The following is a 20,007-nucleotide window of genomic DNA, read 5'->3' as shown; positions in this document are numbered from 1 at the left end:
AGAAGATCCCCCCGGTCACCGATTATATCGAGGCCCTCGACGATCCCGATGACGCTCCGTCCGGTCGCTCAGCCGCGAGCCCGGCGCCGCCGGACGAGGAGGTACCCGCCGAGCGCCAGAAGCAGCAGTCCGCCGCCGAAGAGGTACCAGCCGGGCTCGCCGCCGGTGGTGGCGAGGTCGCCCCCGGTCGACGGAGCATCCGCACCGTTCCCCGAACCCGACCCGGGTGCGACGCCACCCGATCCGTCGCTCACGCGTGTGACGGTGATCGGCACGGTCGTCTCTGTCCCGTCGGGCAGGAGCACGGCCAGCGTGTGCGCCCCCGCAGGCGTCGTCGAGGGGATCGTGACATCCGTGCGGAACGCCCCGTCGGCGTCTGAGGTCGCCGCTCCCACGCGAACCGGCGTGGGACGCAACTCGATCGCGACCTCCGTGGCGGCAGGGAATCCGGTGCCGGAGATCGTGACCTGACCGCCGGCCGCAACCGTCTGCGCGCTCAGCCGGACCACGGGTTCGACCGGATCGACCGGATCGACCGGAGCATCGGTCGGCAGCGGGACGTCGACGTGCTTGATCTCCGTCGCCCCGGCGGTCGAGAACGAGTACACCGTGACGCGGACGCGATCGTCGTACAACGCAGCACGCAGGCCGACCGGGTCCGCTCCTCCGACGGCCTTCTCCTCCCAGTCGCCGCTCGGCCCGTACATCGTCGTCACCGCTCCCGTGTTCACGACGGTCGGGGCGTGGGCGAGCGCCGGATCGGTGCGCAGCTGGGTGCTCCAGTCGTTCAGCGTGGGCGACCAGTGCGTGTGGCTGTTGAACATGATGACGTTCGGGTTCTGGTCGAGCAGCGCGGCGAACCGGGCCTGCTCCTGGCCGTAGTCGTTCTCGTAGAACCGCGCGTACGACCCGGAGACCGAGTACGGCAGCAGGTGGTGCGAGAACAGGAGCACCGGCTTGTCCTGTGCACGCCAGTACGCGAGTCGATCGCGGAGCCAGGTGAACTGCTGCTGGCTGAGGTCGACGAACGGGCCGGATCCGGTCTTCGCCGCGTAGTCGTAGAACTCGCTGCCGATCCAGATCAGCGGGAGCTGTCCGTCGACGAGCACCTCGCCCCACAGACCGCCCTGCCCGCCGATGTCGCGCATTCCGGTCGAGTCGAGGAAGCGCTTCTGGTACGCCGCCGATCCATCGCTGCCGTAGTACTCGTGGTTGCCGATCGTCGAGACGACCGTGTCGTACTCGCCGCCGCCACCCGCGGCGAGCGCCGACAGATACGAGGTGTAGTTCGCGGTCGACCCATTGCTCACCAGGTCTCCGTTGGACACCAGCACGTCGGCGGTCTGCGGCATCGACCGGAAGCCGGGCAGCACGTTCTGGCTCAGTCGGGTCGTCGCTCCCTGCACATCGCTGAAGATGTCGACGACGGCGTTCGCGTCGACGCCGCCGGCGAGCGGGGCGAGAGGACGCACGACCTGCACGTCGTCGAGCATCCATGATCCGGCGGCGCCGGGGGCGTCGAAGGCGAACCGGACGGTCATCGCTTGGGCACCGACCGGCACAGCGACCGGGAGTCGCAGCTGCGCGGATTCCTCGTCGGCATCGGAGAGCGCGCGCAGCACGGTCTCGGTCCCGTCATCGAAGACCGCCGTCACCGAGCCCTGCTGTGCGCCGCCGCGTGCGCGGTAGTGGCTGTCGAGACGCACCTCCAGCTCATCCCCCGCCTTCACCGCTATCGGTGCGGACGTGAGCGTGCCCGAGAAGGCGCCGCCCGTCGCCTCCGCCACCGCGATGCGGCCCGACGCCCGGGTGAACGCGTGTCGGCGATCGGTGCCGTACTGCGCGACCACGCTGTCGAGAGTCGACAGGGTCCACGCCCCGGTCCCGGTCCAGGATTCCTTCTCGAACCCGTCGAACCAGAGCAGCGGTTCGGTGGTCGACGAAGCGGCGTCACCCGCGGCGAGAACCGTGATCTCGAGCGACGTCGACACGATCCCTGCTCCGCCCAACGTCAGCGCCACGTATCCCGCGGCGAGGTTCGCCGGTACGGTCACAGAGAACGATGCCTCTCCGGCAGCGTCGGCCACCGGGATGCCCGGGATCGGAGCGACGGAATCACCCAGCGTCGCGGTCAGCTGCTGGCCGGGTCGGAGTCCGCCGACCTTCACCGGCACAGTCGCCCCCGCCGTGGCCACGGGCTTGGCGGCGGAGAGGATGCGCGGTGTCGAATCGGCCGGCGGTGCCTCGCTGATCTGCACGTCGTCGATCATCCAGAACCAGTTGTTGCTGCTCTCGGCATACGACCAGCCCACCGTGACGGCGTCGATTCCTGCGGGCACCGGGATCGAGACGTCGACCTGCTCGTCGAGCCGATTTCGCGCGAACGACTCGACGACCACGGGTGCTCCGCCATCGAAGCGGGCAACGAGCTGCGCGGTCTGCGGTGCCTGGCCCTGCTTGTAGTGGCTGTCGAAGCTCACCCGCACCGCACCATCCTGGCTCTGCAGGTCGACGGTCGGTGCCCACAGCACCGAACTGAAGCGTCCCTGCGTCGGGCGGTTGGAGTCGGCGTGCACGACCGCGGTCATCCCGTCCGCGCGGGAGAACGAACCGCGATCTCCACTGTTCCCCCACACCGACACGACCTCGGCCGGGGTGTGGAACGACCAGCCCTCCCAGTCCGCCCGCATCCCGGCGACGTTGGTGTTGTCGACCGACCATCCGGCGGGTGGCTGCGCAGGAGTCGCGCCGGTGAAGCCTTCGGTCAACGGCGGGGCTGCGGCGAAGGCGGGCGTCGCCGCAGCCCCGCCGAGCAGGGTCAAGGCGCACGACACCGCAAGGGCACCGATTCCGCGTCTGGTTCTCATGTCTCTTCCTTGGAGTTGGTCGACCGCACATCTCGGCCGAAGCAGGGTGGAGGAATTCCGGGTCTCTTCCGAGCATGCGGAGCAAAAGTAGTCATGACAACTTTTTCGAACGATATTCCCCGATTGTTCACCGACCTGCGGCAGAGTGAACATGTCGCGGTAGCCGCGTGGGCGAGAAGTCACGACAACCGAGGTGAGGAAGAGAATGCGCAGACCCCTGCACGAGCAGTTGTACGAGCAGATGCTCGAGCGCATCACGAGCGGCGAGTGGCCCGAGGGGGAACGGGTGCCGAGCGAGCACTCCCTGATCGCCGAGTTCGGCACCTCGCGGGGGCCGATCAGGCAGGCGCTCGCGACGCTGCGCGCGGAAGGCGCCGTCGACGGCGGCCGGGGCGCGCCGCCGCGGGTGCGAAGGCTCGTGCCGACGCAGTCGTTCCAGACCTTCGTATCGTTCACCGATTGGGCGCGATCGATCGGACGACAGCCGGGCCAGCGGGTGATCGAGGCCGCGCGCCGGCCTGCCACAGAAGCCGTCGCCGACGACCTCGGCGTGGAACAGGGCGCACCGATCGTGGAGATCGTGCGACTGCGACTGCTCGACGACGAACCGGCGATGCTCGAACGGTCGGCCTTCCCGTTCGACGTGGGCATACTCCTGCTGGCAGCCGACCTCGATACGGGCAGCATCTACCAGGCGATGCAGGAGCACGGATGCGCCCCCGTCCGCGCCCGTCATGTGTTCGACGCCGTCCCTGCGGGCGACCTCGACGCCGCGGCGCTCGCGATCGCGACATCGACTCCTCTGCTGCGCGTGCGGCGTACGGGATGGGCCGAAGACGGTTCCCTGGTCGAGGTGGCGGACGACCGCTACCTGCCGACGATGGCCAGCTTCGCCGTCGAGAACACCTCCGACGCGCGCTCGGCGCTCACCAGGGAGACCGGGGAGCGTTGAGCATCGGCGACGCGGGAATCACGCCCGCCAGCACCCCGCGATGTGATCGTCGACCATCCCGCCCGACTGCATGAGGGCGTACATGGTGGTCGGCCCCACGAACCGGAACCCACGACGACGCAGCTCCTTGCTCAGCGCCGTCGATTCCGGAGTGACGGCGGGGACGTCGGCGAACGACACCGGACGAGCGTCGGATGCCGCCGGAGCGAACGACCACATCAGCGCATCGAACTCGCCCTCGGCCATGCCACGCACGATGCGGGCGTTGCCGATGGTCGCCTCGATCTTCGCGCGGTTGCGGATGATGCCCGCATCACCCATCAGGCGCTCGACGTCGGACTCGTCGAACTCCGAGACGATCTCGGGCTCGAATCCGGCGAACACCTCGCGGAAACGCGGCCGCTTGCGCAGGATCGTGATCCACGAGAGCCCGGCCTGGAACCCCTCGAGCGCCATCTTCTCGAACAGCGCCCTGTCGCCGTGCAGGGGCGTACCCCACTCCTCGTCGTGATAGCGACGGTACTCGTCGTCGTCGCCCACCCAGGCGCAGCGGTCGCGGGCGTCGGGGCCCGTGAGAAGAGAGGTCATCCGCTCAGGCTATCCACGACGACCGACACCGAGCACGTGCTCAGCGCGGGAGGTACGTCTCGTACGACGAGAGCAACGGCTGCGAGCGCGGGTCGGCGACGGCCGCCGCCCCGACCGCGCAGGCGGCGGCGAGCGCCGTGTCGGCCGGAACACCGGAGGCGAGCCCGATCGTCAGAGCGGCGCAGAACGCATCCCCCGCGCCCACCGTGTTCTCGACGATCGTCTTGACGGCGGGGGCAGACGCGATCTCCTCCCCCGACTCGAACAGCCGGGCACCGTCCGCGCCGTAGGTGACGGCGACGCGCCTCGCCGTGCGCAGAGCGGGGATCAGGGCGTACTCGGTCTCATTGACGATGATCAGGTCCGCACGCTCCAGCACCGCCTCGGGGAGGTCCCGCGCGGGGGCCGCGTTGACGGCGAAGTAGCCCTGCACCTGCGCAGCCAGCGCCTCGACGAGCTCCATCGAGATCTCGAGCTGCGCGAGCACGGCCTCGTCCGCGGCGAACACCACGCCGTCGAGGTCGATCTCGCCGTTCGCACCCTCGCACACCGCGATCTGATTCTCGCCTTCGCGGTCGACGACGATCAACGCCACACCGGTGGGCTCCTCACGGTCCTGGACGGACGTGGTGTCGACGCCGGCCGCATCGAGTTCCGCACGCATCCACGCGCCGTCCGGGTCGGTGCCGACAGCGCCGATCATGCGGACGGACGCGCCGAGTCGCGCGGCAGCAGTGGCCTGATTCGCTCCCTTGCCGCCCGCCTCACGGACCAGTCGTCCTCCCCCGACGGTCTCGCCGGCCTGCGGAAGACGGTCGGCGCGGGCGGTGAGGTCGACGTTGATGCTGCCGACGACGGTGAGCAGCAGCGGTGCGGGGGTGGGCAGGAATGAAGACACAGAGGCTCGCAATCAGGAGGTGGTCTGGACGACGGAGAGGTGTCCGACGCGGGACGAGACGATGCACTTGGCGAGGTACACGGGTGTGCCTCCCGTGGTCACCGTCTGCGTGAGGATGAGCACCGGGTCGGCCGGACCGAGACCCAGCAGGGCTCCGCGCGAGGAACCGACGACATTGACCGTGATCTCGCACACCGCGGAGTCGAAGACGGCCCCGGTCTGCTCACGCAGGGCCGCGAGCACGCTCGACGACGAGGCCGCGGCCGCATCGAGCCCATCGGCGATCTCCTGGCTGATGTCGCTGAGGTAGCGCCCGGCCGGAAGGTGCTCCTGCAGGATCGCGACGGCTTCGCCGTGTCGTTCCACCACCGCCTCGCGGAACCAGGTGTTCGCGGCGGGATCGAGCGCCAGCTTGCTCGAGGTGAAGTCGGTCGTGGACTGCAGGTCGAAGCTGATGGTGCGAACGACCACGTCGTCCTCACCGTCGGAGAGAGCCTGTTCGAGCGGCCGCAGCTCCTCGAGCCCCACCCGTGGCAGGTCGTCGGCGACGAATCGTCCGATGCCGCGGCGCGTGATGATCAGCCCATCTTCCTCGAGGAGCATCAGGGCCTCGCGCACGACGGTGCGGCTGACGCCGAGCGCCACGCCCAGCTCGGTCTCGCGCGGCAGGGCGGACCCGAGTTCGAACACTCCGGAGCGGATGCCGTCGGCGATGCGCGAGTACACCGCCACGCGCAGCGGCTGTCCGACCGTGCTCGTGAGGCTCCGACCGAGGAACTGGTCGATCTCCTTCGTCATGCCGATACCCCTTCCCTGGCCGCCCGTGCGGGAGCACCTCTCGTATTCAAGCACGAGGAGCACCCTGTTGACGATGTTAGACCCGGGAGGTATAACATCGTACAAGCCTCACCCGAGGGCATCCATGACGAAGGAGTCTCCGTGCATACCCAGACCATCACTGCATCCCCGGGCGCCGCCGCCCGCGAACCCGTGCGCGGAGGCCGCGCCGTCGGGCTGGTCGCGACCCTCATCCTCGGAGTGCTCTCGTTCCAACTGAACGCAAGCATGATCACGCCGGCTCTCCCCGACATCGCCGCACAGCTCGGCGAAGACATCGGCAAGGTCTCGCAGGTGTCCTCCCTGTTCTTCGTCGCCGGTGCCGTCGGCGGTGTGGTGCTGGGGCGCTGGAGCGACTTCATCGGGCGCAAGCGCGCCCTGTTCGTGGTGCTCGGCATCCTCTCGGTCGGAACGCTGCTGTGCCTGTTCGCCCCCAACCTGACCGTCCTGCTCATCGGCCGCGTGCTGCAGGGCGCATCGAGTGCCGCCTTCCAGCTCGCCTACGTGATCCTGAGCGAATCCCTGAGCACCAAGGTGTTCGGAACCACGCTCGGCATCATCACAGCCGTCAACGGCGGAGTCGGTGGCATCGACGGCTACTTCGGCGGCCTGCTGAGCCAGACGTTCGGCTTCCGCTCGATCTTCCTGGTCATCTTCGTCGTCGGCCTCGTCGCCATCGTGTGCGTGGCCCTGGTGATCCCGGCCTCCACGACCGGTGCGTCCACCGGGAAGATGGACTGGTGGGGTGCTGCCGTGCTCTCGATCGCCTTGATCAGCGTGACGTACTTCGTGTCCTCCGGCCCCAGCGCCGGCTGGCTGGCGCCGATCACGTTGCTCTACCTCGCCGGCACCGTCGTGTCGCTGGTGGTGTTCTGGTTCGTCGAGAAGAACCGGACCACCCCGCTGATCGCCGTCCAGCACCTGCGCTCGCGCCAGGTCTGGCCCGTCGTCGCGACGACGATCCTCACGCTGTCCAGTGTGTTCGCCGTCATCAACTTCACCGTGGTGCTGCTCAGCCAGGACGCCACGAACGGGTTCGGACTGGACCCCGCGACCTCGGCTCTGCTCTTCCTCGCGCCGCCCGCACTGATCGGCGTGTTCGCCGCACCGCTGTCGGGCTGGCTCGCCGGGCGCAAGGGCTGGATCCCGGTCCTGCGCATCGGCATGATCGCGTGCCTCGCCCTGCTCGTCGTGATCGCGATGATGCCGCAGAGCTTCTGGGTGGTGTTCGCCATGATCGCGCTGCTCGGCGTGACGTACAACGGCATCGTGCTGACCACGATCAACGGCCTCGGCGTCGTGCAGTCCCCCGCCGAAGCACCCGCCGCTCTTCCCGGCCTGAACGGCAGTGCGTTCGGCATCGGCGCCGGTCTCGGCATCGGCATCGTGGCTCCGTTCGCCGCGCAGGGCACGCCCGGCGGCTACGTGACGGCGCTGTGGATCTCCGTGGGGATCACCGCGCTCGCCCTCATCACCAGTTTCCTCATCACGCCTCGGGTCTCCCCCGAGGACTGAACCATCGGGCGGCCGCACCCGCGGCCGCCCTCCCGACCACCGGAGCACCCATGTCCCTCACTCCCGCCCGCCCCGTCTACTTCGACTGCGACACCGGCATCGACGACTCGCTCGCGCTCGCCTATCTGCTGGCCTCCCCCGAGATCGACCTCGTCGGCATCGGCACGGTCAGCGGCAACACCAGCGCCGCGCAGGCCGCGGTGAACACGCTCGGCCTGCTCGAACTCGCGGGCCGCACCGATGTGCCCGTCGCGATCGGGCAGCACGACTTCCTCACCCACCCCTTCGACGGCGGCGCCCCGCACGTGCACGGCGACAACGGCATCGGCGAGATCGACCTGCCGGTCGCCGAGCGTCAGCCGGAGGACGAAGACGCCGCGCATATGCTGATCCGCCTCTCGCATGAGTACCCCGGCACGCTCGAGGTCATCACGGTCGGGCCGCTGACCAACATCGCGACCGCTCTCGCCCTCGACCCGACGCTCCCCACTCGCGTGGCCAACCTCACCGCCATGGGCGGGGCCGCGCTCGTGCCCGGGAACATCACGCCCGTCGCCGAAGCGAACATCGGCAACGATCCGGAGGCGGCATCCGCCACGCTGGCGGCCGGGTGGCCCGTCGTGCTCGTGCCGCTCGACGTCACGATGGAGAACGTGTTCGACGAGGACGACCGCGCCGCCCTCTTGGCCGCCGAGGCTCCGCTCGCCCGCGCGGTCGGCGAGATGCTCGACTTCTATTTCGACTTCTACGTCGACACCTACGGCGAGCGCTGCAGCGCCCTGCACGACCCCCTGGCCGCCGCCATCGCCGTGGGCGGGATCACTGCGACCAACGCCCCGGCCGTCGCTGTGGTGGTCGACACCTCGCAGGGACCAGCGCGCGGCCAGGTCATCTGCGACCTCCGCGGCCAGCGCCGCGGCCCGGTCGACCAGTCCGGCGCGACCGTGCGCGTGGTGCTCGGGACGGATGCCCCGCTCGCCCCGCACCTCATCGGTCGCATGACGGGGGCTGCGGTCCTGGTCGGCTGACGCTCAGCCGAACGGAACGGGCGGGTCGAGTCGTCGTGACTCGGCCCGCCCGTACTGTCGGTGCAGGAAGCTCAGCCGAAGGTGGCGGCGTCGATCACGAACCGGTACCGCACGTCCGATGCCAGCACGCGCTCATAGGCGGTGTTGATGTCGGCGGCGGGGATGACCTCGATCTCGGCCGCGATTCCGTGCTCGGCGCAGAAGTCGAGCATCTCCTGGGTCTCCCGGATGCCGCCGATGTTGCTGCCGGCGAGCGAGCGTCGGCCACCGATCAGCGACATCACGCCGACCTCGAGAGGCTCGCCCGGAGCCCCGACGCACACCATCGCCCCACCCACGTCGAGCAGGCTCAGGTATGAGCGCAGGTCGATCACGGCGCTCACGGTGTTGAGGATCACGTCGAACGATGAGCGCAGGTCGCGGAAGGTGTCGCGGTCGCTCGTGGCCCGGTAGTCGTCGGCCCCGAGGCGCAGGCCGTCGTCCTTCTTGCTCAGGGTCTGCGAGAGCACGGTCACCTCGGCGCCGAGCGCATGCGCGATCTGCACACCCATGTGCCCGAGCCCGCCGAGACCGACCACGGCGACGCGGGTGCCGGGCCCGACGTTCCAGTGCCGCAGCGGCGAGTAGGTCGTGATGCCGGCGCACAGCAGGGGAGCTGCGACATCCAGAGCCAGCGCGTCGGGGATCTTCAGGACGAACGCCTCGGTCACTACCACCTGCTCGGAGTACCCGCCCTGGGTGACGGTGCCGTCGCGGTCCGTGCTGCCGTAGGTGAGCACGGCACCCTGGGTGCAGAACTGCTCCTCGCCGCGCAGACAGTTGCGGCACTCGCCGCACGAGTTCACCAGGCATCCGACGCCGACGCGGTCGCCCACCGCATGCCGGGTCACGGCATCGCCGACCGCTGCCACCGTGCCGGTGATCTCGTGGCCGGGAGCGAGCGGATACTGCTGCGGACCCCAGTCGCCGCGCACGGTGTGGATATCCGAGTGGCAGATCCCGGCGAAGGCGACGTCGATCAACACGTCGAGCGGGCCGAGCTCGCGCCGTTCGATGACGGTCTTCTCCAGCGGGGCTGCTTCACGGGGTGCGGCATAGGCGTTCACGGCAGACATCTCGGACTCCTCGGATCGGGTACCTGCCGAGACTACCCAGCCCCGGATGGGAATCGGCCGTCCTCGCGGATCGACGATTGTCAAGGCCGGGCACGCTGCCCTGGCCCGCGTCTAAGCTCGCGCCATGCCCACCTCCGACGACACCATCTCCGAGTACCTCACCCGCTATGCGGACAGCCTGAAGGCGTTCGATGCCGAGACCGCGGCGGGGCTGTGGTCGACGCCTGGCATGATCGTGAACGACCGCTCCTCCGATGTACTCGAGTCCCGCGACACCATGGTCGATGGCCTGCGGCAGGCGTATCCGATCTATCAGCGACTCGGGCTGGCCTCCGTCGGTTTCGAGCTCCTCGAACGGCGCGACCTCTCCGATCGGCTCGTGCTCGTGCGCGTGCGGTGGCTGTTCTTCGACGCCGGCGGTGCACAGCTGACCGACACCGACAGCTACTACCTGCTCCGCGACGAAGACGAGGCGGGAATGCAGGCGTGCGTGTGCGTCGAGACCGACGCGGCCCAGAAGCTCCAGGAGCTGGCCACCGCCCGCGGCGTGGATCTCACCGCACCCTGAGACATCGCTGTCGTGACGGTGTGTCCACGACTCAGGAGAAACCGGCGCCGGACGCAGGAATCCCGCCCCGATCGTGAAGACGGGGCGGGATTGCTGAACTGTGAACCGTGGGTGGGTCAGCGCTGCTTCTTCTTCAGCGCCTTCTCCTGGATCGGAGCCTGGCCGGTCGCGGCGAGGTCGGCGTAGTACGCGCGGGCCTCATCCTGACGCTGCTTCTCCAGACCGCTCGCGATCGGTGCGCGCACGTGCTCGGGCTCGTAGCCGAACGCGTTCACGAGGTCGAGCGCGTACGGGCGCAGGCGTGCGCACAGGCGATCGATGTAGCTCGACACGGCCGCTGCGCGCTGCGTCGACAGGCGTCCGTTGATGAGGTGCCAGGCGAGGTGCTTCTCGATGAGCTGCAGACCGAACAGGTCACGCAGCCAGGTGAGCACCTTCTTCGTGTCCTCGTCGTCGATCTGGTGCACGGCGTCGGTGAACGCCTCCCACTGCAGCAGTTCTCCGTGCGCACGGGCGGCCTCGATGAGCTCTGCCTGGTTCTCGTTGAAGAGGCGCGCGCCGAGCGCCTTGTCCTTGGCCCCGGGGCGCAGGCGGGAGGCGATGTCGGCCACCATCTGCTGCACACGGCCAGCGAGCAGGTCATGCTGCTGCTCCTCGCGCAGGCCCCGCTCGACCGAACGACTCACCTGCCCGAAGTCGGAGACGGCCTGACCGAGCTGGCGGAGGCCGGCACCGTGGAACAGCTTGCCCGCGGTCATGCCGACCGCGAACTTCGCGAGCGCCGCCGCATCCTTGCCCTGGAACTGCTTGGCGTAGTCGGTCAGCAGACGCTTGCCGACGAGCTGCAGCAGCACATTGTTGTCGCCCTCGAAGGTCACGTAGATGTCGAGGTCGGCGCGCAGTCCCACCAGCCGGTTCTCGAACATGAAGCCGGCACCGCCGGTGGCCTCGCGGGCCTCTTGCAGCGTGTCGAGCGCGTGCCAGGTCGACAGCGGCTTGAGAGCGGCGGCCAGCGTCTCGAGGTCTTCACGGTCGGCCGGGGTGTCGGTGCGGCCCGAGAAGACGCCGTCGAACTTCTGCAGGAACTCGTCGTGCGCGAAGATCTGCGCGTAGGTGGTCGCCAGGCGCGGCAGCAGACGGCGCTGGTGCTTGCCGTAATCCATGAGCACGACCTCCTGCCCGTCCGCACCGTCGAACTGGCGGCGCTGGGTGGCGTAGGTGATCGCGATGTGCAGGCCGAGCGCCGAAGCCCACGAGGCCGCGCCGTCGAGCGACACCCGCCCCTGCACCAGGGTGCCGAGCATGGTGAAGAAGCGGCGGCCCGGGCTGTCGATCGCGCTGGAGTACGTGCCGTCCGCCGCGACGTCGCCGTAGCGGTTGAGCAAGTTGGTGCGGGGGATGCGCACATGGTCGAACGAGAGGCGTCCGTTGTCGATGCCGTTGAGCCCGCCCTTGAGGCCATCGTCCTCGCGGCCGATGCCGGGAAGATCGACGCCGTCGTCTCCGCGCAGCGGCACGTAGAAGCAGTGCACGCCGTGGTTGACGCCGTTGGTGATGAGCTGTGCGAACACGGTCGCCGCGATGCCGTGCAGGGCCGCGTTCCCGAGGTACTCCTTCGTCGCCCCGCGGAACGGGGTGTTGATGACGAACTCCTCCGTCTCGGGGTCGTAGGTCGCGGTCGTGCCGACGGCCGCGACATCGGAGCCGTGGCCGATCTCGGTCATCGCGAAGGCACCGGGGATGGAGAGGTCCATCACCCCGGGGAGCCACTTCGCGTGGTGCTCCTCGGTGCCGAGCTGCAGGATCGCCGAGCCGAAGAGCCCCCACTGCACGCCCGACTTGATCTGCAGGCTGGGGTCGGCCACCACGAGCTCCTCGAAGCCGGCGATGTTCGCTCCGTTGTTCTCCTCGCCGCCGAGCGACTTGGGGAACGCGCGATGCACGGCCTTGTTCTCGACCAGCAGGTGCAGCTGGCTGAGCACGCGCTCGCGGTGCTCGTCCTTGCCGAGCTCGTCCTTGCGCCAGAACGCCGAGTCCTTGATCATCTCGCGGGCCTGGCGGCGCACGTCACCCCACGTGCCCATCAGGGCGTCATTGACGCGGGCGACATCGAGGCGCAAGTGCGCATCCGGGGTGTCGGTGGAGGGGCGAGTCGTCTTCGGACGGACGGCGGCGTCGACCATGAGCGTTCCTCTCAGAGGGAAGTGGGAATACTGCCATGGTAGGTCTGCCACAACCACGGGCGAAGTGCTCTGTCTGCTTCCTCCAACGCGTGGCGGGCCCATCTCCCCGCCGCGTTGTCGTCAGACCACAGTCCGCGCGGGCGACACCGGGTCCGGCGTCACCGGCGGGCGTGCGGCCCCCGCCTCCTGCCACCGCCGCTTCGTGCCCGCGCTCAAACGCCCCCAGGTGCGATCGCGGATGAAGATCGCATCGATCGCGATCATCGTGAGCGAGAACCACGGCAGACCCATGAGCACCGCGATGCCGATGTGGAAGGAGAGGATGCCCAGCAGACCGATCAGCCGCGTGGGACGCGTCAACAGCATGAGAGGGAAGGCGACCTGCAGGATGATCGACCCCCAGCTCGCGATCGTGACCATCGGCCCCCAGGCGGTGACGAGGTCGCTGAGCACCGGCCAGGTGCCGAACCGTGCCGTCTGCAGCGGGTTGTAGATCGCGTACCCCTCTTCCCACGGGGCACCCCCGGCCTTGTACAGCGCCCCCGAGGCGTACACGAAGCACACCTGCGCGGTGAGGGCGACGAGGGCGAGGTTGTGGAACATCGTTCCCAGCAATGCCGGCTGGCTGTTCGGGGCGAACCACTCCCCCGACTTCGCCCGACGCCTCGCGTCCAGCGACCACCGGGCCGCGGGGTCGGCGAAGAACAGCAGCAGCAGGGCGATGCGGAACATGTTGTCGCCCTGATCGCCGACCATGTCGTTGGCCTCGATGAAGCCCACCCAGAGGCAGAAGAAGATCGGGAGCACGATCCGGAACCGCCAGCCCAGGACGAACAGCACGGCGAGCACTCCGAGGAGGAGGTAGAGCGCGGTGTAGAGCACGTCGTTGCCCATCGCGGCGTGGAAGGCGCTGAACACCCAGATCTTCGGGAACTCGCTCACGGGCGCGGCGAGCTCGCCGTTCCAGGCGGACCCGGATCCGAACGTGTACAGGCGGGTGCTGAAGTTCGAAGCCAGCAGACCGATCGCCGTGACGCCGAAGAGGATGCGCGTGACGGCGAGACCGTAGAGCGCCTTCTTGCCGTTGAAGAGCCAGTCGCCGACGAACGCCGAGATGCGGTCGATCGCCGAGAGCACCATCGCCCAGAGCCCGCCGATCATCGACGAGATGAAGGTCAGCAACCGGGTGACGAAGGACCGCGGCGGAACCGTGCTGACCGGAGCAGGAGCAGGCTCTCGCACAGGAGCGGGAGGTGTGGACACCGGCGCCGGCGCCGTCGTCGTGCTCTGCGGAACGGACTCCCTCTTCTTCGCGTCCTTCTTCTTCGCGTCCGTCTTCCGCGGCGCGGTCCTGATCGGCGCACTCACGGCTGGATCCTCTCGAACTGGCCACGGAAGGTGTTCGCGAAGTTCTCGCGACTCTGCCCTTCCTCTTCTATCGGGAGTCGCCATCCGGTCGTCGAGAAGGTGGGGTCGGGGCGCTGTGCGCTCGGATCGTTGCGGTCCTCGTAGGGGACCACGTTCTGACGGCTCACCCGGTACTGCACCTTCACCACGGCGTCTGCACCCCAGATCGCGTAGGCCACCTGGGTCGCATACGCGGTGGAGAGATGCTCTTCGGCCATGTAGGCGTCAGTCGACGGGTTGTCGCCCTCGAGCTTTTCGAAGGAGCGCACCATCCACTCCTCCCCGTCGTCTTCCGCGAAATCGAGACCGATCACGGCCTGCTGGTCGGCGTTCAGCTTGTTGTAGGCGTTCATCTGTCCGCTCGCCACCTCGCTGGATTGGATGCCGGCACGCGGCGGGAAGAGGTTGTAGCGGATCATGGACAGCTCGACGTCGGTGGCGCTGACCCAGCCGGTCTCGACCTGCTCACCGTCTTTCTCGATGACGGCGCGGACGTTGAAGTGGTAGTCGCCGTTGATGGGCTCCGGCGCGAAGACACTCCAGGACTGCCCGAACATCGGCAGCATGTAGCCGGCCAGCACCTCCTGCGTGGGGATCTCCCGCAACGCCGAGTACGGCGCGATCCAGAGGAAGGATGCGCCGATATGCCACAGCGTGAGGAGACAGGCCGCGAAGGCGATGAGCTTCACCCACCAGCTCGGACGCGGACGCACCGCGGACGCTCCACCCGACGCGGACACGTCGACTTCCGGTGAGGACTCGAGTTTCGTGCTCATTCACTTCCCTCCGTACCGCCGAGGGTCGGGACCGCCGTGGGGAAACGGTCCCGACCACTCAGCGTTCCTGCATCGCGATCACTCCGTCTGCACTTGGGGCCATCGGGATCTCGCGAGTCTCATCGCCCCCAGGCCGAGCATGAAGAGCAGTGCGGCCAGAGCGATCCATCCGCCCTGAACCTGTCCACCGGTCGTGGCCAGACCCGATGCCACCACCTGGAACGAGGCCGACACGCTGCCGGAGGTCGCTCCGGTCAACGTCACGGTGTGGGCTCCGAGATCGGTGGCGGTGGGAACGGTCCAGGTGAAGGTGACCGTGCCCTGCGCGTTCGCGACCTGGCTTCCCAGTGCCACAGGAGCGGAGTTCATGACGCCCGTCACCGTCTCACCCGGCTTGAAGCCGGTGCCGACCGCGGTCTGCTGCTTGCCTCGTTCCAGTACCGGGGACTTGAGCGCGATCGCGATGTTCCCTGTCGGGTCGGCTGCCGCGTCCGCCGACGCGCTCGCGGTGGCAGACGCGGAGGCGGCAGAGGTGGCTTCGGCCGAGGCGTCGGCCGCAGCCGATGCCGAGGCCGTGGCCGACGACGACGCATTCGCCGCGGCCGCCGCCGAGGCGTTCGGATCCGCATCGGCCGAGGCCGAGGCATCCGCCGCACTCGTGGAGGTCGCATCGTTCTGCGCCGCCGCCTGAGCCGCTGCCGCTGCGGAGGCGTTCGCCGCGGTGGTCGCCGTGGTCGAAGCATCCGTGGAGGCGTCCGTGGTCGCCGCGGCCTGCGCGGCGGCATTGGCCGACACGTCCGCCGCAGCCGACGCCTGACTGGTCGCATCGGCGAGTGCCGCCGCCACTGCCGCTGCTTCGGCCGAAGCGTTGCTGTCGTCATCCGCCTGAGCGGAGGCCGCCGCCGACGCGGATGCGTTGGTGTTGATCTCCGCCGATGCGTCCGCCGAGGCGACCGCATCCGAGGACGCATCGGTCGAGGCGTTCGCGATGGCTGCCGCGCTCGCGTTCGACGCCGCGCTCGTGCTGGCATCCGACGTGGCCGAAGTGTCAGCCGCGGTGTTCGTCGTCGCATCGGCCAGCGCTGCCGCCTGAGCGGCGATCGCCGCACCGGCGTTCGCCGACGACGTGGCATCCGCCGTGGCCGCCGTGGACGAGGTCGCGGTCGCCGCCGCCTCCGATGCCGCCTCGGCCGCCGGGTCGGCTGCAGCCGAGCCCTCCGCCGTCGCATCAGCGAAGGCCGCCGCCTGTGCGGACGCTTCGGCGACCGCGGCGGTGGTGGCGTCGGCGTTCGCCGACGCGGATGCCGATGCCGTCGCGTTCGCGTTGGCCGAAGCCTCGGACGATGCGTCCGTGGACGAGTCCGTGGTCGCTGCCGATTCCGACGAGGCCGCGGAGTTCGCCTCCGCCGCGGTCGATGCCGCAGCATTCGCGTCGTCCGAGGCATCCGCCTGTGCGGCCGCCTGGGCGGCGACGGCCGCGGAGGCATTGGCGGTCGACGTGGCATCGGTCGATGCCGTGGTCGATGCCGTCGCCGTCGCCGCCGCTTCGGCCGCCGCTGTGGCATCAGCCGTCGCTGCCGCCGAGGCGGAAGAGGTTGCATCCGCGAGGGCAGCTGCTTCCGCCGCCGCCTGCGCCGAGGGATCACCGTCTGCGGTCGCGTCGGCCGACGCCGAAGCGGAGGCTGCCGCGTTCGTGTTGACGTCACCCGGCGTGCCTGCAGTCACCTCGGTCGTGTCCGACCCGGTGACCGCACCCGCGGTCGCCGTGAGCGTGTAGCCCGTTCCCGGCGTGGTGCCGGCGGGAACCGGATAGCTCGCAGTGAAGGCGCCGGAGGCATCCGTGGTCGCGGTCACCGGACCGCCGACGTTCGCGCCCCCACCGGGAGCCGTCAGCTGCAGTGACACCGAGGAGCTCACGGGCCATCCGGAGCCGGTGACGGCCAGGTTGGTGCCTGCCGGAACCTGTGCGGCCGCGTCGACCACGACCGGAGCCGCCGTGACCTCTGTGGTATCGGTGGCCGCCTGAGCCCCGACCGAGGCCGTGACGGTGTAGCCGGTCCCGGCGGGGGTGCCGGCAGGAACCGGGTAGTCGAGCGTGAATCCGCCGAGCCCGCCCGTCGTCACCGTCTGGGGGCTGCCGATGTTCGCGCCGCCGGGAGCGGTCAGCTGGACCGACACCTGCGTGTTCGCCGGCCAGTTCGTGCCGGAGACGGGCAGGGTGCTGCCGGCCTGCACGGTCGCCGCCGCGTCGACGGTGGCCGCCGCGGTCACGGCGGTCGTGTCGGTGGCGGTCTGCGTGTCGACGGTCGCCGTCACCGTGTAGCCGGTGCCTGGCGTCGCCGACGCGGGCACCGGATAGTCGAGCGTGAACCCGCCGGACCCGTCCGTCGTCACCGTCTCCGGACCGCCGACGTTCCCTCCACCGGGAGCCGTCAACTGCACGGTCACCTGCGTGTTCGCCGGCCAGTTCGTGCCGGTGACGGGAAGAGTCGCGCCGGCTTGGACCGTCGCCGCCGCGTCGATCGCCGCCGCGGCCGTGACCTCGGTCGTGTCGGTCGCGGTCTGCGTGCCGACGTTCGCCGTCACCGTGTAGCCGGCACCGGGCGTCGCGGACGCGGGCACCGGATAGTCGAGCGTGAACCCGCCGGACCCATCCGTCGTCACCGTCTCCGGACCGCCGACGTTCCCCCCGCCGGGGGCGGTCAGCTGCACCGACACCTGCGTGTTGGCCGGCCAGTTCGCTCCGGTGACCGGAAGCGACGTCCCTGCCTGCACGGTCGCCGCCGCATCCACGGTCGCTGCGGCCGTCACCTCGGTGGTGTCGATCGCGGTGATCGCCCCTGCCGTCCCGGTCACGGTGTACGCCGCTCCCGGCGCCGCAGAGGCGGGGACCGGGTAGTCGAGCGTGATCTCACCGGATGCGTTGGAGGTCGCCGTCACCGGGCCGCCGACGTTCGCGCCCCCGCCGGGAGCCGTCAGCTGCACCGACACCTGCGTGTTCGCCGGCCAGTTCGAGCCGGTGATGGGAAGGCTCGTGCCCGCCTGGACGGTCGCCGCCGCGTCGATCGCCGCGACCGGAGCAGCCGTCACCTCGGTGGTGTCGGTGGCGGTCTGGGTGCCGACGCTCGCCGTGACCGTGTAGCCGGTGGCCGCGGGAGTGCCCGCCGGGACCGGATAGTCCAGCGTGAACGTGCCGGACGCGTCGGTCGTGGCGAGCTCGGGACCGCCGATGTTCCCGCCGCCGGGAGCCGTGAGCTGCACCGACACCTGCGTGTTCGCGGGCCAGTTCGTTCCGGAGATGCCGAGATCGGTGCCCGCTTGCACGGCGGGTGCCGCATCGACCGCGGCTGCGGCCGTGACCTCGGTGGTGTCCGTCGCCGTGACCGCCCCGGCCGTTCCTGTGACGGTGTATCCGGTGCCCGGCACCGCGGATGCGGGAACAGGGTACGAGAGCGTGAGCCCACCGGACGCATCGGTGGTCGCCGTCACCGGGTCGCCGACCGCTGCACCCCCCGGCGCCGTCAGCTGCACGGTGACGTCGGTGGTCGCGGGCCAGCCGGATCCGGTGATCGGAAGGCTGGTCCCCGCCTGCACCGTCGCGGCCGCATCGATGGCGGCGATGGCGGCGACCGCCGACTTCACCGTCGACGATCCGAGGTCGAGCGAGACTCCGCCACCGACGGCGGGGAGCAGGTTCACGCCGAGCGCACGCACGGTGAAGCTTCCTCCGGGGATATCCCCTGTCGCGGGCTGCTCATTGATCGTGATGGTCGCGACCCCTGACAGCACGCCCTGGAGCACGGGGTCGAGTGTCGTGAGCACCGGACCGGTGAGCGCGGCGAGTGCCGGCTGCACGAGCGGGATCACACTGTTCAGCGCGGTGTTCACGAGCGGACCCGTCGTGGTGGCGACCGCATTCGTGACCGCCGCGACGACCGGGTTGAGGAGTATGCCGATGTTGAGCCCGGCGAGGGTGATGTCGGTCGCGACGACCGGAAGCGGCGTCGCGGTGCCGGCGAACTGCGCCAGCGAGCCCTTGACCGTCACGTCACCGGAGACGAGCGGTGTGCCCGTGAGCGGAACCGTGAGGTCGACCCCCACGGTCAGCGTCACCTGGAGCGCGTCGAGCGTCGACTTCAGGATCGTGGAGACCTTGCCGTTCAGGCTGTTCGGGTGGGTGCCGGTCAGGGCGGAGGTGATGCCCTGCTGGATCGCCGAGATCGTGGAGGCCGAGAGCACCGGGGTGTTCGCCGGCAACGTGTTGAGGTTCGCGCCCGCTCCGGTCTCGACGAGGATCTTGGCGAGATCGACCGAGACCGTCCCGGTGCTCAGATCGACCAGGACCGAGCCCGTCGTGTTCTCGAGCGGTGTCTGCAGCACCTGGGTCGTCACCGTCTGTCCGACCGTGTCGAGTCCGGCGATCGCGACCGTCCCGCCGGTCGCCGTGAAGGCGGCGAGGAGCGGCACATCCGGGATCGCGTTGATCGTGTTGACGAGGGTCGTGGTGAGTGCGGTCAGCGCCCCGCCGGGACCGGCGAGGTTGCTCACGGGGGTGACCGTGCCCTGGATCGCGGCGGCGAGCGTGCCCGAGAGGCCGGCGACCAGGTTGCTGTGCAGATCGAGGTTCAGATCCGCGATGCGGTACTGGGAGGTGACCGTTCCAGCGTTCGATTCGGCGCGCGACGCGAGCGCGCCGATGCCGACCGAGGCCTGATCGAGCACGGCATCGGTCAGACCTGCGACGGAGAGCTGATCGAAGAGATCGGTGAGCTCGAGGGTGCCGGGGTTCACGCTGCCGTCGATGGCGCCGGTGTCGATCGCTCCACCCGAGGTGATGGTGCCCGAGGACGCGATCGACTGCGTCTGCGTCGGCGACGAGCTGAAGCTCTGTGCGGCCCCCAGATCACCGAGCCGCAGCAGACCCGGCGTGGTGCCATCGGTCAACAGCGGCACGTTCAGGGTGCCCACGTCGATGTTGAGCGCCTCGAGCAGTCCGACATTCAGCCCGCCGAGCTCGGAGCCCGGGGCTGCGGGATTGCTGGTCAACGTGTGACCGAGCGCCGCGATGTCGAGCCCGCCGAGCAGGGCGGCAGGCAGCTGGATGATCTGCCCTTGCGCGACCGACGGATCGTTCGGATTCGCCGCGTCCAGCGCATTCGCCGCTGTCGGCACCAGCGCACTCGCGAGGATCACCGCGCCGACGGTGACGCCGGCGATGCCTCCTCCTACAGCTCTGCGTCGCCGCAGAGTCCTCTCCTGCAATTCCATTCGCT

The 20,007-nt window shown here is 69.5% G+C and carries 13 protein-coding genes; 4 read left to right on the top strand and 9 right to left on the bottom strand.

Features of this window, described 5'->3' with window-relative positions; genetic code table 11:
• Window positions 1-68 precede the first annotated feature (68 nt).
• A complete protein-coding gene (locus ACIQLD_RS14710; RefSeq protein ID WP_402609077.1) occupies window positions 69-2,867 on the bottom strand; it encodes a metallophosphoesterase family protein in 2,799 nt (932 codons plus the stop codon).
• 205 nt (window positions 2,868-3,072) lie between these two features.
• Between ACIQLD_RS14710 and ACIQLD_RS14705 the strand changes: the two genes are divergently transcribed.
• On the top strand, window positions 3,073-3,819 hold the full coding sequence (locus ACIQLD_RS14705) for a GntR family transcriptional regulator (RefSeq protein ID WP_402609075.1): 747 nt from the start codon (window positions 3,073-3,075) through the stop codon (window positions 3,817-3,819).
• Between the two features lie 18 nt (window positions 3,820-3,837).
• Here the strand turns inward: ACIQLD_RS14705 and ACIQLD_RS14700 are convergent, their stop codons facing one another.
• The 3 genes from ACIQLD_RS14700 to ACIQLD_RS14690 are packed head-to-tail and all read right to left on the bottom strand — an operon-like array spanning window position 3,838 to window position 6,103.
• Entirely contained in the window at window positions 3,838-4,407 is a 570-nt protein-coding gene (locus ACIQLD_RS14700) for a DNA-3-methyladenine glycosylase I (RefSeq protein ID WP_402609073.1), read from the bottom strand.
• 40 nt (window positions 4,408-4,447) lie between these two features.
• Window positions 4,448-5,305, bottom strand: a complete 858-nt coding sequence (locus tag ACIQLD_RS14695; protein WP_402609071.1) for a ribokinase — start codon at window positions 5,303-5,305, stop codon at window positions 4,448-4,450.
• Window positions 5,306-5,317: 12 nt separating this feature from the next.
• A complete protein-coding gene (locus tag ACIQLD_RS14690) occupies window positions 5,318-6,103 on the bottom strand; it encodes a GntR family transcriptional regulator (RefSeq protein ID WP_402609069.1) in 786 nt (261 codons plus the stop codon).
• A gap of 141 nt (window positions 6,104-6,244) precedes the next feature.
• On the opposite strand from ACIQLD_RS14690, the gene ACIQLD_RS14685 reads away from it, so the two are divergent.
• Together ACIQLD_RS14685 and ACIQLD_RS14680 are read left to right on the top strand one after the other, a co-directional pair.
• Window positions 6,245-7,657: an MFS transporter gene (locus tag ACIQLD_RS14685; protein WP_402609067.1), complete on the top strand. Its 1,413-nt coding sequence runs from the start codon at window positions 6,245-6,247 to the stop codon at window positions 7,655-7,657.
• 50 nt (window positions 7,658-7,707) lie between these two features.
• Window positions 7,708-8,685, top strand: coding sequence for a nucleoside hydrolase (locus tag ACIQLD_RS14680; protein WP_402609065.1), 978 nt, complete (start codon window positions 7,708-7,710; stop codon window positions 8,683-8,685).
• Between the two features lie 71 nt (window positions 8,686-8,756).
• Here the strand turns inward: ACIQLD_RS14680 and ACIQLD_RS14675 are convergent, their stop codons facing one another.
• Window positions 8,757-9,800, bottom strand: a complete 1,044-nt coding sequence (locus tag ACIQLD_RS14675; protein WP_402609064.1) for an NAD(P)-dependent alcohol dehydrogenase — start codon at window positions 9,798-9,800, stop codon at window positions 8,757-8,759.
• A gap of 124 nt (window positions 9,801-9,924) precedes the next feature.
• Here ACIQLD_RS14675 and ACIQLD_RS14670 point away from each other — a divergent pair, with 124 nt between their 5' ends.
• The gene (locus ACIQLD_RS14670; protein WP_402609062.1) at window positions 9,925-10,368 is read left to right on the top strand and encodes a hypothetical protein; all 444 of its coding nucleotides are present in this window, start codon (window positions 9,925-9,927) and stop codon (window positions 10,366-10,368) included.
• A gap of 116 nt (window positions 10,369-10,484) precedes the next feature.
• On the opposite strand, the gene ACIQLD_RS14665 is transcribed toward ACIQLD_RS14670, so the two are convergent.
• The 4 genes from ACIQLD_RS14665 to ACIQLD_RS14650 all read right to left on the bottom strand — a co-directional run bounded on the left by ACIQLD_RS14665 (window position 10,485) and on the right by ACIQLD_RS14650 (window position 20,002).
• On the bottom strand, window positions 10,485-12,551 hold the full coding sequence (locus tag ACIQLD_RS14665) for an acyl-CoA dehydrogenase (protein WP_402609060.1): 2,067 nt from the start codon (window positions 12,549-12,551) through the stop codon (window positions 10,485-10,487).
• 120 nt (window positions 12,552-12,671) lie between these two features.
• The gene (locus ACIQLD_RS14660; RefSeq protein ID WP_402609058.1) at window positions 12,672-13,919 is read right to left on the bottom strand and encodes an HTTM domain-containing protein; all 1,248 of its coding nucleotides are present in this window, start codon (window positions 13,917-13,919) and stop codon (window positions 12,672-12,674) included.
• A complete protein-coding gene (locus ACIQLD_RS14655; protein WP_402609056.1) occupies window positions 13,916-14,734 on the bottom strand; it encodes a DUF5819 family protein in 819 nt (272 codons plus the stop codon). The genes ACIQLD_RS14660 and ACIQLD_RS14655 overlap by 4 nt, the downstream gene beginning before the upstream one ends.
• Window positions 14,735-14,812: 78 nt before the next feature.
• A complete protein-coding gene (locus tag ACIQLD_RS14650; RefSeq protein ID WP_402609054.1) occupies window positions 14,813-20,002 on the bottom strand; it encodes a choice-of-anchor G family protein in 5,190 nt (1,729 codons plus the stop codon).
• Between the last annotated feature and the right edge of the window lie 5 nt (window positions 20,003-20,007).

This window comes from Microbacterium sp. NPDC091662, from assembly GCF_044756705.1.
Classification (GTDB): domain Bacteria; phylum Actinomycetota; class Actinomycetes; order Actinomycetales; family Microbacteriaceae; genus Microbacterium.
Note: the sequence above shows the minus strand (reverse complement) of the source record. Positions and strands in the feature narration are given on the sequence as shown.

Bases quoted from the DNA above. Each gene is read 5' to 3' on its own strand.
- ACIQLD_RS14670 (WP_402609062.1), top strand. From the start codon at position 9,925: ATGCCCACCTCCGACGACACCATCTCCGAGTACCTCACCCGCTATGCG.
- ACIQLD_RS14655 (WP_402609056.1), bottom strand. From the start codon at position 14,734: ATGAGCACGAAACTCGAGTCCTCACCGGAAGTCGACGTGTCCGCGTCG.
- ACIQLD_RS14665 (WP_402609060.1), bottom strand. From the start codon at position 12,551: ATGGTCGACGCCGCCGTCCGTCCGAAGACGACTCGCCCCTCCACCGAC.
- ACIQLD_RS14690 (WP_402609069.1), bottom strand. From the start codon at position 6,103: ATGACGAAGGAGATCGACCAGTTCCTCGGTCGGAGCCTCACGAGCACG.
- ACIQLD_RS14705 (WP_402609075.1), top strand. From the start codon at position 3,073: ATGCGCAGACCCCTGCACGAGCAGTTGTACGAGCAGATGCTCGAGCGC.
- ACIQLD_RS14680 (WP_402609065.1), top strand. From the start codon at position 7,708: ATGTCCCTCACTCCCGCCCGCCCCGTCTACTTCGACTGCGACACCGGC.
- ACIQLD_RS14710 (WP_402609077.1), bottom strand. From the start codon at position 2,867: ATGAGAACCAGACGCGGAATCGGTGCCCTTGCGGTGTCGTGCGCCTTG.
- ACIQLD_RS14700 (WP_402609073.1), bottom strand. From the start codon at position 4,407: ATGACCTCTCTTCTCACGGGCCCCGACGCCCGCGACCGCTGCGCCTGG.
- ACIQLD_RS14650 (WP_402609054.1), bottom strand. From the start codon at position 20,002: ATGGAATTGCAGGAGAGGACTCTGCGGCGACGCAGAGCTGTAGGAGGA.
- ACIQLD_RS14675 (WP_402609064.1), bottom strand. From the start codon at position 9,800: ATGTCTGCCGTGAACGCCTATGCCGCACCCCGTGAAGCAGCCCCGCTG.